Genomic DNA, 13,398 nt, shown 5'->3' on the forward strand with positions numbered 1-13,398 from the left:
AAGTGAATATAAAAAACGCACCAAACAACATAATAAAGTTGCTTAGTGCGTTTGACCCTCACCAACCGTTATTGACAAGGAGCCATTAAATCTCGCGTGCGTTCTCGTGTTCATGCGTCTGTTTCGTTCTAATCAATAAAGTAAGGATAAAGCCAATCACAATCAGAATGGTTGTGAAAGCAAACGCCGCATCAACACCTACGATCGTCGCATGTTTCAATGTAGCAGCTTGAGATTCGCCATGCGCACCTTGATAAGACGTGCGGACAATCGCCATAATCGTAATCATGATTGCTGTACCCATCGCACCAGCGATAATACGTAAAGAGTTGATAATCGCTGTACCATGAGAGATATTTTTAGGCTCTAAAGCATTAATACCAATCGTATTGAGTGGCATAATGATGAGCGCTACTGCAAACATGCGAACTGCGTAAATGATTACGACATACCAGTATGGTGTATCGGCAGTTAGGAAGCAGTGCAGTATCGTCATGATGATGAGTAAGATAAATCCTGGAATTGCCAATACTTTTAACCCATATTTGTCATAAATCTTACCTGTATAAACAGACATAATCGCGTTGACTACAGCCCCTGGTAAGATGACGAGACCTGAGAGTATCGCTGACAGACCTAATCCGGTTTGGATATACATCGGAATGAGCAATGCAGGGCCTACAATTCCGATGAAGAGTAGCATAGAGCCAAATGCGGATAAGGCAAATGTGTGGTTAGCGAAGACACGCATGTTCAATAACGGCGTATCGAGTTTGATTTGACGTGTCACGAAGATCGCCACAATAATGATACCGATGATAAGAGAACCTATGACGATCGGTGAACCGAAGCCAAGGTTACCGGCACTACTGAAGCCGTAAAGCATCAAGCCGAAACCTAATGTAGAGTAGACGACTGAAGTCTTATCGAGCTTATTCGGTTTCGTCGCGTTGTGACTATCGACAAAGATAATGCCGACGATAAAGGCGATAATCGCGATAATTGCCACTACGAGGAACGGTGCACGCCAGCCAAATGTATCAATCAAGAGTCCTGTGAGTGTAGGACCTATGGCTGGAGCCGCTTGAGCTACAATTCCTGTAAGCCCCATCGCAAAGCCACGTTTCTCAGATGGGAAGAGTGTGAATACAGTGAATTGCATGAGTGGCATAAGTATACCAGCACCAATCGCTTGAATCACGCGTGCGACCATCAGTATGGTGAACGACGGTGAAAGTGCTGCGATGATGGAACCGATTAAGAACGCACTCATCGAGAAGATGTATAAGGGTCGTGTATGATAACGATCCATTAAGAATGCAGTGAGTGGAATCATAATCCCGTTGACGAGCATAAATCCGGTGATGAGCCACTGTGCAGTTGTTTCTGTTATTTCTAAACCTGTGATAATCGCAGGTAAGGCTGTGTTTAATAACGTTTGATTGAGTAACGCGACAAAGGCACTACTCAACATCACTATGATAATAGCATTTCTCTTTCTTAGTGATATATCCTTCATACGATTACCTCTCTTTTCTAACATCCCAATAACAAATTTTAGTGAGAGATAGTTAGCAAAGCAAATCATTCGGTTTATGATTTTAATTTTATAAAAGTGTTTATTATCCTCGCATAAAGAATGGGTCAGAGAGCAAGGTTTGTCAGTCTATAATTGAAAATTTGTCTCCTGTCTACTCGCATCATTTGTGATAGAATAGACTGCATACATAAATAGAAAGAAATCGTAACGTTCATAGATTTAAACGTCTGAAATAGTAGAGAAGGGAGTGTTTGGAAAGATGCAAGAAGATTTGTATAGTCGTAAACTCACAGGGCGATGGGGCATCCTCTTCGCCATCATCTTTGTGGCCTCAACATTAAGGTCGCCGTTAACCGCTGTAGGACCGGTGATTGAACAGATTAAATCTGCTTTAACGCTCAATAACAGTTTAGCTGGCTCGCTGACGACGATTCCGCTATTAATCTTTGCAGTGGTTTCGCCTTTCGTCTCACGTATCGCGAAACGTCTCACAGTGCCACGTACGGTACTTTGGGCGATAATCTTACTCATTGCGGCACTCTTCATCCGTGTGCTAGGTGGGACGTCCCTCTTCATTATAGGAACGATATTGATGGGTGTGGCGATCGCTTTCGGTAACGTGTTGATGCCGAGTTTCGTCAAATGGATGTTTCCGCTCCAAATTGGTTTAGTGACAGGTTTATATACAGCGACAATGAACCTTACAGCTGGCCTTGGCGCAGGGTTCAGCTATCCACTATCACAAATGACCCACTTCGGTTATCGCTTTGCGCTATTATTCTGGGTCATCTTTGCGATGATTGCTGTGATCTTATGGGTGACGAACATCAAACCGACGCGTCGTGAAACTCAAGCGGATGACGCGAGTACACAACAAGAACAAGCCACAGATCGCCCTGCACCTTCATTTAATATTATGAAATCGAAGTTGGCTTGGGCAGTGGCACTTCTGATGGGACTCCAATCCATGATTTTCTATACGATTGTAACTTGGTTGCCAACAATTCTGATTGCGAGAGGTATTTCTCCGTCCGCATCAGGTTATCTATTGATGCTCAATCAGTTCAGTCAGGTACCGTTAACGCTCATCTTTCCTATATTAGCTGGAAAGATTAATAATCAACGTATCTTGATTTATGTGATTAGTTTATTCTATTTAGTTGGTTTCGCGTTGTTCTTCTCTCACGTCTATACATTATTGATTATCGGTATTATTCTCGTCGGAGCAGCTACCGGGGCATGCTTTAGTATGTGTATGGCGCTCTTCTCCTTCCGTGCGCGTACTCACGAAGGCAGTGTGACTTTATCAGGGTTCGGTCAGTCTGTCGGCTACATTATCGCTGCGGTTGGGCCGTTCCTCATAGGTCTACTGCACGACGTGACGCATACTTGGTTAGCTGCCATCATTGCGTTCGTCTTGATGGCTATCGGGGTGTTGCTTGCCGGTATTAAAGCTGCGTCAGACGATGTTGTAGAAGATACTTAAACATTGCGAGGCATGTCGTTGTTTGTGGCTTTGAGTATTAGAGGTCAGACTGCGGCATGTCTTTTTTTGGATAAAATGTGAGAAAAGGGTGAAATTATTTTGCTTTACAATTATTATGTGTTAACACTATTACTAAGTTAATACAGGTAAGTTGTGATACAAATATTTGCTTGGTTAACTTAAATACCAGATAGTTTATATACTATCGAGGAGAGTGGCAATATGAAATTTAAAATGTCCGCACTACTACTGTCTTCAGCAGTATTATTAGGTGCATGTGGTGGTAACGGTTCAGCAGATAGCAGTGACGATAATAGTAAAAGTAACAATACAGATAACGCCCACAAATCATCTATTGCATTAAAAGATGTCAGCACTGATCCTAAAGATGCGATTAAAAAAGCGCAAAACATCTATAAAGATGAAAAATTGAAGAAGATTTCATTTGAAAAAGAACACGGAGATTGGGCTTACAAAGTTGAACAACAAAATGCGCAGAAACGTGAAGAATCTGAAGTCGTAATCAATGATAAAGATCAAAAAGTCGCTTCTAAAGAAAAAGAAACAGATGAGTCTAATAGCACGAAGAAAGAATTTGATTACAACGACATGAAAAGCTATAAAGATGCCATCAAAGCAGGTCAGAAGAAATTTGATGGCGAAATTGGCGAATGGTCACTTCATCGTTCTGACGATAAAGGTAAATTCGTGTACGATATGGACTTGAAAAAAGGTAAAGAGAAACATGAAATTACTGTAGATGCGAAGACAGGTAAAGTTCTTAGCGATGAAAGAGACGACTAAAGTTTAGAAAATAAGTATACGCGCAGACTTAAAAATCTAAAATAGTAATAAAGAGAGTGGCTACTCAGTGAATAATCCGATGTGACAATATATCGGTGATGACCTGGGTGCCACTTTTTTTGAGTTTGTGTACTCGCAATATGTTTGAAATCCGTTACAATATGAAGAGAAATATAATTATTGGAGGGACCAAGATGATTAATGTGAAATCACCAAATCCTATATTTTTAGAGAACGAAGAAGCAACTTCTGCAGTATTACTCCTCCATTCATTTACAGGAACGGTGAGAGATGTAAAGCTCTTAGCGAATAAATTACATAAAGCAGGTTATACGTGCTTAGTGCCACCTTACCGTGGACATGGTTTATTACTACCTGAGCTTATGTCCTATGACACAGAAGACTGGTGGGAAGATGTTCAAGCAGCCTACCAACAATTACGAGATAAAGGTTATCAACACATCCACGTGATGGGCGTCTCACTTGGTGGATTGTACTCATTGAAACTTGCAGAACACTTCGATGTGACCTCACTAGTAGTTATGTCTACGCCTCACAAGAAAGGGGATGCAGGCTTACAAGGGCGTCTGAAACATTATGGTCAGCGCATGGGAGATTTAATTGGTTTAGATGAAGAAACAATTCAAGCGCACTTAGCTCAAATCGAAGACTACGATGAGAGTTTGGAACTTTTCCAAGCTATGGTGAATGATATTATGGCACACTTAGATCGGATTGAAGCACCGATTGCGATTAAGTATGGTGAGCAAGATGAAGCAGCTTACGAGCAGAGCGCGAATTATATTTATGAACACGTCACACATGCTCAAAAAGAAATACAAAGTTATAGCAACGCAGGCCACTTGATGACGCAAGGTAAAGATCATCAAGCGGTTGAGCAAGATATTATCGAATTCTTGTCGCGAATTGAAGTGGAATTTTAAAAAGAAGGGCAATTGCTCCCTTCTTTTTTATTAGGGTAGCGAGTCTAGTATATAAATCGTAAAGTGCTATAGAAATAATATATAGTAACGACGATGTCCCATATAGAAGGCATTTCATAGCTGATAAAGAAATTAACCATAGCTTTTTGCAGTAGCTGACTATCTACGAAATACCTCGTATCCGTATTTCGAAATTTAGTCGGGGCCTACAAAATTAAACAGATATCTGTCTCACTTCTATGAAAAATTACTCTATTGTGTTTGTGCACTAAACATGTTATAGTAAATACTATAATAATTAAACGCTTTAACGCGTCAAAGTAATTAAGTAAAATCACGAGGATGTTATATATGAAGAAACAATCACAATGGAAATCATCAACAGGCTTTATACTCGCAAGTGCAGGTTCCGCAATCGGCTTAGGTGCAATGTGGAAATTCCCATATATGGCAGGGATTTATGGAGGCGGTGCCTTCTTACTCATGTTCCTCTTGTTTACGATTATCGTAGGATTACCGCTACTGATTATGGAATTCGCGGTTGGTAAGATGGGACAAACTTATACGACGAAGATTTATGAAAAGCTAACGCAGAAGAAATGGTTAAATATTATCGGTTGGAATGGTAACTTAGCTGTGTTCATTCTCTTCGGTTTCTACAGTGTTATCGGTGGATGGATTATCATTTACATTCTGAAAGTACTCGGCCAACTCATTGGTTTGAGTTCAGGTAATCTGAGCAGTATTCAATTTGAGTCCATCATTACGAATCCATGGTTAACGATTATGGGCCAAGGTATCTTTATTCTCATCACCATGTTGATTGTAATGATGGGTGTGGAGAAGGGCTTAGAGAAAGCCTCTAAGATTATGATGCCGCTATTATTTATCTTTTTGATTGTTATTGTGGTAAGATCTTTATCTTTAGAGGGCGCGCAGTCTGGCCTTCGTTACATTTTACAACCACGTATAGAAGACCTATCTGTGAAAGGAACGTTGTTTGCGTTAGGTCAGTCATTCTTTACACTGTCCCTCGGTACGACAGGTATGATTACGTACGCGAGCTATGCCTCTAAAGAAATGACGATTAAGACGTCTGCATTAAGTATCGTGATCATGAACATTGTGGTGTCCTTGCTTGCTGGGTTAGCAATCTTCCCAGCGACAGAAGCTTTCGATTTCAAACCAGCAGATGGGCCAGGGTTATTATTTAAAGTGTTGCCGCAAGTGTTTGATCAGATGGCTGCAGGAAGTTTATTCTACTTTATCTTCCTCATCCTCTTCTTATTTGCGGCGTTGACGTCTTCAATTTCACTATTGGAATTGAACGTTTCAAACTTTACGAAGAATAACAATGAGCATCGTGCTCGTATCGCGTTCATCGCAAGTGTGCTCGTCTTCATCATCAGTGTGCCAGCTACTTTATCATTCGGTAGCTTAAATGATGTGCGCATCTTCGGATTAACGATCTTTGATGCGATGGACTTCCTCGTGTCGAACATACTGATGCCATTAGGTGCACTAGGTACGACGCTTGTGGTAGGTCAGTTGTTGGATAAAAATGCTTTAAAAGAGAGTTTCGGGCGCGATCGCTTCAAACTCTTTAGTCCATGGTACTACCTGGTGAAGCTTGTGCTTCCACTTGTGATTATCTTGGTATTTATCATGCAGCTGATTTAGTGAAAGCAGATCAGAATTTGAAATTCTGTTGATTCCCTCTTTAGAAAAATGAATATATGTTAATTCATCAGACCCTTCCATAGAAGCCAGTATGGGAGGGTTTTTGTAAATGCAAAAATATGTGACTGGGAGTGGGTGATTACTGAGTCTGAGGTATTAAAAGAAATGAATGTACCACGCAAAATGAGAATTATAGATTTAATTAATTGTGATTCAATTTTCAATGTGTACTCGAGACGCTTGAGGGATTACGGCCACAGTGAAAATCCATTAATGATACCGTTGAGGTGTCATTAATTAGTTGAGCGTGGCCCCTAAGCAAGCGAGAGTTTTAACATTGAAAATTAGATATCTTCACTGTATCTCTCCAAAACACAAAAAAGACCGGATATAGGACAACGTAGAGAACATATGCTTGAGGTGTTGTCCTACACCGGTCACAAAAGTTTAATGACACTTATTTTGTATTTTTTTTGATCGCTTCAACGATTTGTTTGATGATATCTACGATTGCACTCATTTTCGTCACCTCGCTTTTAATTTGTAACTCTACTATAGTACGAATAGACAGAATAATGGGCAAAATTCCCTAACTCGTATATTTCATATCAAAAGTGTTTACCCGTCATTAAAAAGTCACATTTACGCACTCAAAAGTGTCTTTTATCTTCATAAAAGAAATATTAACTTACCATACCCTTAATTTTTTAAAAAGTAGAACTAAACCCAATTTCAGAATAAATTGATTATTACAGAAATGTAATGAGAATGAAATATAAAAGCGCTATTTAAAGTATGTGGACAGGTGTATAATGAAGGTGTAATTAAACTGTTTACGAAATGTTAAAGAGAGAGAGGGAGGCTGACGAAATGCGCAAGAAGTTAATAGCGTCAGTGATAGGAACAAGCGCTGTAGCTGCTTTATCTGGAGTACATGCAGATGCTGCTACAACACATACCGTAAAAAGTGGTGATTCGTTGTGGTCTATCGCTCATAAGTACAACATGACTGTAGCGAAATTAAAGACGATGAATAACTTGATCTCAAACATGATCTTTCCTAATCAAACTTTACGTGTGGCAGGATCTCAAACGAACGCGTCTTATACGAACAACACAACGACTGCAAATAACAATGGAAGTTCGTACACGGTAAAACGTGGTGACACACTATTTGGTATCGCGAGAAGATACGGTGTGAATTACCAACAATTAATGAGAAATAATAATTTATCTAACACGTTGATTTACCCTGGACAGAACTTGAAAGTGTCTGGCAGAGCGATAAGTTCAACACCAAATCAAGCAACAACTAACCGTACACCAGTGGCTAACAACAATAGCTCTGTGTACACAGTGCAACGTGGCGATTCATTGTATGGTATCGCGTCACGTCATGGAATGAACTTACAACGTTTAATGGCGTTAAATGGATTATCTAATTACTTTATTTATCCAGGTCAAAAACTCAAAGTTAGTGGTACGGTTTCAACGCCAGCAACAAACAATGCGCGTCCAAATACTGCAAATACGCAAACAAATGCTTACAATTCTCCAGTATTTAACCACGCGAACTTATACGACTGGGGTCAATGTACGTGGCATGCGTTCAACCGCCGTGCGCAAATTGGTAAAGGTATTAGTACATATTGGTGGAACGCGAATAACTGGGATGATGCAGCAGTACGCGATGGTTATGTAGTGAACAATCGTCCAACAGTAGGTTCTATCCTTCAATCTGATGCAGGTTACTATGGACACGTAGCTTTCGTTGAGCGCGTGAATGGCGACGGTAGCATCTTAGTTTCAGAAATGAACTACAGTGCTGCACCGGGTGTGACAACATACCGCACAATTCCTGCATATCAAACAGGTTACTTCAAATATATTCATTAGTTTATGATGAACTTTGCTTCATAGTGAGTGTAAAGCACCTATGCCTTTGCCCACTGTGGAGCTTTTTTAATTTGGGTTAATCGTAAAATGCGAAATCGTCCCGCTATTCGAACTCCTCGTGAACTCCTTGCCGCTCTGAAAGTACGGTTTATTTGTAAAACCTTTTTAGACGTGAAAAGTTACTCAAAGCTACGGTCAAACCGCTAAGACAAATGGTGTGTAGTGTGTTACAGTACTTATGCTTGCTATTTTTTGAACTTGAAAATATATGTCCTACAAACAAACTGAGACATAATGAAAAAAGCTAAAATAGGAGGTTGAAGTTGTGAATCAGATCAGAAAGGTCTTACGTGATCTCGTCGATCCACTGCTACACGTGGATTTCTATCAAAATATCTTAACCAAGATATTAATTGCAGCTATTTACATCGTCTTAGCAGTGGTGATCATCGCTGTAGCTCGAAGACTAGTTGAGAAATTCTTTAAGGCGAATGCCAAGAAGAAGAACCATTATAAGATTAAACGAAGCGAGACGTTATCGGCACTTGTTCAGAACGTTATTAGCTATATCGTGTGGTTCATCGTTATCACAACGATACTCTCTCACTTCGGTGTGAAAGTGTCTGCTATCTTAGCCGGGGCTGGAGTTGTCGGCTTGGCTGTTGGTTTCGGTGCTCAAACGATTGTTAAAGACTTGCTCACAGGTTTCTTTATCATCTTCGAGGGTCAATTCGACGTTAGTGACTATGTGAAGATAAACGCGTCTGGTGTCACGATTGCAGAAGGAACGGTGCGTGCGATTGGCTTGCGTTCTACACGTATTCAGTCAGATACTGGAGAAATTTATACGGTTCCTAACGGAGCGATTAGTGAGATCGTCAACTACTCTGCGACGAACGTGGCTTCTCTCGTCTGCATCCCTGTAGCGCCTAATGAGGACTATGATAAGATTGAAGAAAAATTAGTGAAGTTCTTACCAACAATTGCAGACAAACACGAAGAGTTCGTACGCGCGCCTGAGTTACTCGGGTTAGATAGCGTTGAAAGTAACGAAATGGTCATTAAATTACTCGCGCACGTTAAACCGGGCATGCATTTCCCTGGTGAACGTCAATTGCGTAAAGAGGTTAAACGTTTCTTAGATGAAGAAGGTATTCAAACACCACTACCAACGCTAGTGAAGTTTGATCCAGAAGAGGAAGAATAGATAGTAAAAAAGGTCGAGGTGCCCACATAATGTAGGGCATCTCGACCTTAAATTAACTAAATTATGCGTTACGACCACGACGTTGATTGATTAAATAAAGTACATTGCGTGTCACTGATATACCTGCAGAAGCAAGCGTGACAATCTTAGTGAGTTTACGTGGTGATTTAATTGCAAGATAGAAGTCTACGACAGAACTGACTGTAGAAACCACAACACTTGCGAGATTTAACTTTTTATTCTCGCTACGGTAAGCGAATTTGTTGTAAGTGTCGATAGCAACAGTAGACATGTTCAATAATGTTGATAAACGATACATTTTAGACTTTTTAGCCATAATATAACCTCCAGTAAATGGTTTGATAGGTGTACAGTGATTATAGCATGCTTACCATGTACATCACTGTATTTCTTGTGTGCGACTGCTTTATTATTTTATACAAATCAGTATACTAACATAATTTAGAGGAAGTCAGAAATAATTTGTTTGAGTGAAGAAAGGACAGATTCCATGATTAAATGTGTGTGTTTAGTTGTTTGGAAGGCGGACAAATTGCTGCTCGTGCAATCACGCAACCGTCAGAAATATTACTTCCCGGGTGGCAAGATTGATGAGGGTGAGTCCCAGCAAGAAGCTTTAGTCAGAGAGATTGACGAAGAGCTAGGCGTCCATTTGAAACCTGATCAGCTGCACTATCACAGCACTGTAGTGGGGCCAGCTTATCCGCAGAAAGATATGGAGACGGAGCTTAATTGTTATACGACGAGCGCAGATATAGATTGGGAAACGCTCCATCCACAAAGTGAGATTACAGATTTAGAGTGGATGGCCGTCGATGATACTGAGCGTATTGCGCCTGCTATGTTAAAATGGCTTGAACATATTGATGCAATAGGAGAGAAACGATGATGAAGTTAGTACCTTACAATCCAGCGTTGGAATCGAATGTTGAACATATCGAAGTAAAAGCGGAAGATCGCAAGTTTACACGTACGCCCCTACATAATATTGAACTAGCGCAAGAAGATGAGGAACGTCATTCCATCGTGGTATTGGATGACGAAGAGCGCTGCGTCGGCTTCTTCGTCTTACATGAGGGTGAAGGCGTAGCTCCGTATAGTTCTAATCCCAAGGCGCTATTCTTCCGTTCATTCAGTATTGATGCACGTTATCGTGGACGAGGGTACGGAACAGCGACGATGCGTGCATTGCCACAGTTTGTGAAAAATCATTACCCCGAAGTAAATGAAATATGTTTAACGGTCAATACAGATAACGACATTGCGCAAAAGTTGTATCAACGATTAAATTATACGACACAAGGTGAGACCACACTTGAAGGGCGGCCAGTCCTTATTATGAGTTTGAGAATATAGTATAAGAATGTAACCGAAACAAAGCCCCCCTAACAGTCCGTGTTGCTAGGGGGTGCGTTACGTATAGAGAAGTATGTGGGTATAGCTACGTTAGAAATGTAAATATTATGCAGAGAGAGCTAAGATAATAGGCTTCGAACCCTCTTCTCGCTAATACTACTTCGTATATTGTTCTGCTTTCTTATGATGAGACTCTGATGTATGTCCCATACCTGTTCTTTTAATCAATAGCGCTGTAATCCAAGCTGTAATAGGAATGCTGATCGCGACCGCAATCCCACCAAGTAAGATTGAAATAAATTCTTGCGCAAACAACTTCGAATTAATAATGTGCGCAAATGAATAATTCAATTTAAAGAACCAGAAGAAGATTGTGAGCTGACCTCCGAAGTAGGCGAGATATATCGTGTTGGCAGATGTCGCCAGAATTTCGCGACCCACTCTTAAACCAGATTGCATCAATTCAGCACGTGTCAGTTCAGGTTTCGTTGTATGAAGTTCGTACATCGGCGAACTAATCGTGATCGCCAAGTCAATCACAGCCGCAATGACAGCTAAGACCGTCGTGAAGACCATGAATTTGACCATGTCGATGCCGATATTCATCGAGAAGACGTACGTCTCATCTTGCTGTTCCGTCGTAAAGCCTTGTAAATGTCCGAGTGACACGCACAGATAGATTGCGACGATGAGTATAAGTGTCGTAATGAGCGTTGAGATAAAAGCCGCACGTGTCTTAGTATTATAGCTGTTGAGCACGAACAAATTAATCGCAGCAATCGCAATGCAGAACAGTATCGTGACGAGATAAATCGGTGCACCGAAGAGTATTACTACGATGGTGATTACGAGAATAATAAAGTTTAAAAACAATGTCATGAAGGACACGAGGCCCTTTTTACCACCAAAAATAATCATCAATATGAGCAAAATAATACCTAGAATCGTTGTCACACTCATCGTTTAACACCTCGCATTCTCCACCAGAACTGCATGAGTAGAATCGTAATTGGAATTGTTAAGACAATACCGATACCACCTGTAATTGCCCGGGAAATTTCGAGCGACCAGTTCATGGAAACGGAATAAGTAATCGTGTTCTCGTTAGTGAGATAGATGAGAAACATAGGTAGGGCGCCGGACAGATAGGAGAAGAGTAAGATGTTTGTCATCGTACCCATGATGTCTTGTCCGATATGGCGTCCAGCGAGTGCCCAGCGTGTGAGTGAAATGTCAGGTTTCCGTCGCAGAATTTCAGCCATCCCACTAGAAATTGTAATCGCCACATCCATTACTGCACCTAGAGAACCAATCATGACGGAAGCGAGGAAGACTTCAGTCGGTGGTAACGTGAGAAAGCCCATCGTTTCGAATTTCAAGCCATTACCACCTGTGAGTGAAATGATGAGTTGCATGAGACCGACACAAATGAAGGTGCCGAGCAACGTACTCACGATGGTGATGCCAGTCCGCAGATTCCAGCCGATGACGAGTAATAATGTGACGATTGTGCCTAGAATGACCGCCACACTCATCAGACCGAAGAGATTGATACTAGGGTATGCATTGTGAATTGCAATCGCAGCCAGCACGGCAGTCGAGTTGACGACGAGCGACAAGATAGAGTGAATGCCGATGCGTTTACCTGCCCAAAGCACCGTTAAGATAAAGATACCTGTGAGCGTCACCACGAGTGTGTCACGCTTCTTCTCAATAATGTACATATCTTTCAAATTCTTACCTACGTGAAGCAGAACTTTATTATGTGTAGAGAATTTCTCGCTATCAGCTTGGGATTCGGCATAGGTATTATGTAACGTTGTCGTCCGCCCTTCGTATTTGCCATTAAGCATCTTAAGCGTTAGGCGTTGTGTGTGTTTCGTATCGTGATTGTGGTGATCATCTGTGATATGTTTCGTATGAACCTCTTTCACATCCGTCACCTGAGCGAGAGGGATACGATAGAATTTGTCATTCACTAAGGTAAAAATAATTAAAATAATGAAGATAAGACAACATATTGTGAATAACCACGTGAATGGGCGTTGCCAGATGGGTTTCTCTGCCATGATTTCAACCTCACTTCGTAAAGCATGTGATAACACTGTGATTATACGCTTGTCATGCAAGTAATTCAAAGATTTCTAGGTTGTTTATGGCGAGTTGAGAGTATTGTAGTGGAGACTTTTTAGTAGGAGATTTTTTGAAAAATGTAGGGAGAGGCTCTGAATTGAATGGCTTTCCAATGAAATTGAATTATGGATTGACTTTTAAAAAGATTAACTATATAATAATGAATGTTCAATTGGAGGAATACCCAAGTCCGGCTGAAGGGATCGGTCTTGAAAACCGACAGGAGCTTAACGGCTCGCGGGGGTTCGAATCCCTCTTCCTCCGCCATTATATTTGAATTCCAAGACTAATTGATATAGAAGGCAAGTACTCAATTGAGTTTGAGTGTTTG

12 protein-coding genes and 1 tRNA gene are annotated in these 13,398 nt (G+C 40.9%); 9 read left to right on the forward strand and 4 right to left on the reverse strand.

The genetic code is table 11. From position 1 onward, the window contains the following. Nucleotides 1-85 precede the first annotated feature (85 nt). Nucleotides 86-1,519, reverse strand: coding sequence for an MDR family MFS transporter (locus CD126_RS03725; protein WP_049405328.1), 1,434 nt, complete (start codon nt 1,517-1,519; stop codon nt 86-88). Nucleotides 1,520-1,799: 280 nt separating this feature from the next. Here CD126_RS03725 and CD126_RS03730 point away from each other — a divergent pair, with 280 nt between their 5' ends. The 6 genes from CD126_RS03730 (at nt 1,800) to CD126_RS03755 (ending at nt 9,557) form a co-directional block, all read left to right on the forward strand. Then, nucleotides 1,800-3,026, forward strand: a complete 1,227-nt coding sequence (locus tag CD126_RS03730; protein WP_049405327.1) for a CynX/NimT family MFS transporter — start codon at nt 1,800-1,802, stop codon at nt 3,024-3,026. Nucleotides 3,027-3,248: 222 nt separating this feature from the next. Continuing rightward, on the forward strand, nt 3,249-3,830 hold the full coding sequence (locus tag CD126_RS03735) for a PepSY domain-containing protein (RefSeq protein ID WP_002472340.1): 582 nt from the start codon (nt 3,249-3,251) through the stop codon (nt 3,828-3,830). Nucleotides 3,831-4,027: 197 nt separating this feature from the next. Then, nucleotides 4,028-4,774 carry an alpha/beta hydrolase gene (locus CD126_RS03740; RefSeq protein WP_186311612.1) on the forward strand — a complete coding sequence of 249 codons (747 nt, stop codon included), beginning with the start codon at nt 4,028-4,030 and terminating at the stop codon, nt 4,772-4,774. Between the two features lie 351 nt (nt 4,775-5,125). Continuing rightward, nucleotides 5,126-6,454, forward strand: a complete 1,329-nt coding sequence (locus tag CD126_RS03745; protein WP_049405324.1) for a sodium-dependent transporter — start codon at nt 5,126-5,128, stop codon at nt 6,452-6,454. 870 nt (nt 6,455-7,324) lie between these two features. Then, complete coding sequence (locus tag CD126_RS03750) at nt 7,325-8,350, forward strand: LysM peptidoglycan-binding domain-containing protein (protein WP_103370057.1); 1,026 nt, start codon at nt 7,325-7,327, stop codon at nt 8,348-8,350. Nucleotides 8,351-8,675: 325 nt separating this feature from the next. After that, nucleotides 8,676-9,557: a mechanosensitive ion channel family protein gene (locus tag CD126_RS03755; RefSeq protein WP_049405321.1), complete on the forward strand. Its 882-nt coding sequence runs from the start codon at nt 8,676-8,678 to the stop codon at nt 9,555-9,557. 61 nt (nt 9,558-9,618) lie between these two features. Here the strand turns inward: CD126_RS03755 and CD126_RS03760 are convergent, their stop codons facing one another. After that, a complete protein-coding gene (locus tag CD126_RS03760; RefSeq protein WP_049405320.1) occupies nt 9,619-9,894 on the reverse strand; it encodes a hypothetical protein in 276 nt (91 codons plus the stop codon). Nucleotides 9,895-10,068: 174 nt separating this feature from the next. Between CD126_RS03760 and CD126_RS03765 the strand changes: the two genes are divergently transcribed. Then, on the forward strand, nt 10,069-10,467 hold the full coding sequence (locus tag CD126_RS03765; protein ID WP_169931238.1) for an NUDIX hydrolase: 399 nt from the start codon (nt 10,069-10,071) through the stop codon (nt 10,465-10,467). After that, nucleotides 10,464-10,934 carry a GNAT family N-acetyltransferase gene (locus tag CD126_RS03770; protein WP_186311611.1) on the forward strand — a complete coding sequence of 157 codons (471 nt, stop codon included), beginning with the start codon at nt 10,464-10,466 and terminating at the stop codon, nt 10,932-10,934. Before CD126_RS03765 ends, CD126_RS03770 begins: the two co-directional genes overlap by 4 nt. Nucleotides 10,935-11,090: 156 nt before the next feature. On the opposite strand, the gene CD126_RS03775 is transcribed toward CD126_RS03770, so the two are convergent. Continuing rightward, a complete protein-coding gene (locus tag CD126_RS03775) occupies nt 11,091-11,894 on the reverse strand; it encodes a YibE/F family protein (protein ID WP_049405314.1) in 804 nt (267 codons plus the stop codon). Then, on the reverse strand, nt 11,891-13,003 hold the full coding sequence (locus tag CD126_RS03780; protein WP_049405312.1) for a YibE/F family protein: 1,113 nt from the start codon (nt 13,001-13,003) through the stop codon (nt 11,891-11,893). The genes CD126_RS03775 and CD126_RS03780 overlap by 4 nt, the downstream gene beginning before the upstream one ends. Nucleotides 13,004-13,241: 238 nt before the next feature. Here CD126_RS03780 and CD126_RS03785 point away from each other — a divergent pair. Continuing rightward, a tRNA-Ser gene (locus CD126_RS03785) sits at nt 13,242-13,334 on the forward strand. Nucleotides 13,335-13,398 lie beyond the last annotated feature (64 nt).

Origin of the sequence: Staphylococcus pettenkoferi (genome assembly GCF_002902685.1) — a bacterium.
GTDB classification, from domain to species: Bacteria; Bacillota; Bacilli; order Staphylococcales; family Staphylococcaceae; genus Staphylococcus; species Staphylococcus pettenkoferi.

What these genes read in the sequence shown, in the direction of transcription:
- CD126_RS03725 (WP_049405328.1), bottom strand. Translation starts at nt 1,519, where the DNA reads ATGAAGGATATATCACTAAGAAAGAGAAATGCTATTATCATAGTGATG.
- CD126_RS03730 (WP_049405327.1), top strand. Translation starts at nt 1,800, where the DNA reads ATGCAAGAAGATTTGTATAGTCGTAAACTCACAGGGCGATGGGGCATC.
- CD126_RS03735 (WP_002472340.1), top strand. Translation starts at nt 3,249, where the DNA reads ATGAAATTTAAAATGTCCGCACTACTACTGTCTTCAGCAGTATTATTA.
- CD126_RS03745 (WP_049405324.1), top strand. Translation starts at nt 5,126, where the DNA reads ATGAAGAAACAATCACAATGGAAATCATCAACAGGCTTTATACTCGCA.
- CD126_RS03750 (WP_103370057.1), top strand. Translation starts at nt 7,325, where the DNA reads ATGCGCAAGAAGTTAATAGCGTCAGTGATAGGAACAAGCGCTGTAGCT.
- CD126_RS03760 (WP_049405320.1), bottom strand. Translation starts at nt 9,894, where the DNA reads ATGGCTAAAAAGTCTAAAATGTATCGTTTATCAACATTATTGAACATG.
- CD126_RS03765 (WP_169931238.1), top strand. Translation starts at nt 10,069, where the DNA reads ATGATTAAATGTGTGTGTTTAGTTGTTTGGAAGGCGGACAAATTGCTG.
- CD126_RS03770 (WP_186311611.1), top strand. Translation starts at nt 10,464, where the DNA reads ATGATGAAGTTAGTACCTTACAATCCAGCGTTGGAATCGAATGTTGAA.
- CD126_RS03775 (WP_049405314.1), bottom strand. Translation starts at nt 11,894, where the DNA reads ATGAGTGTGACAACGATTCTAGGTATTATTTTGCTCATATTGATGATT.
- CD126_RS03780 (WP_049405312.1), bottom strand. Translation starts at nt 13,003, where the DNA reads ATGGCAGAGAAACCCATCTGGCAACGCCCATTCACGTGGTTATTCACA.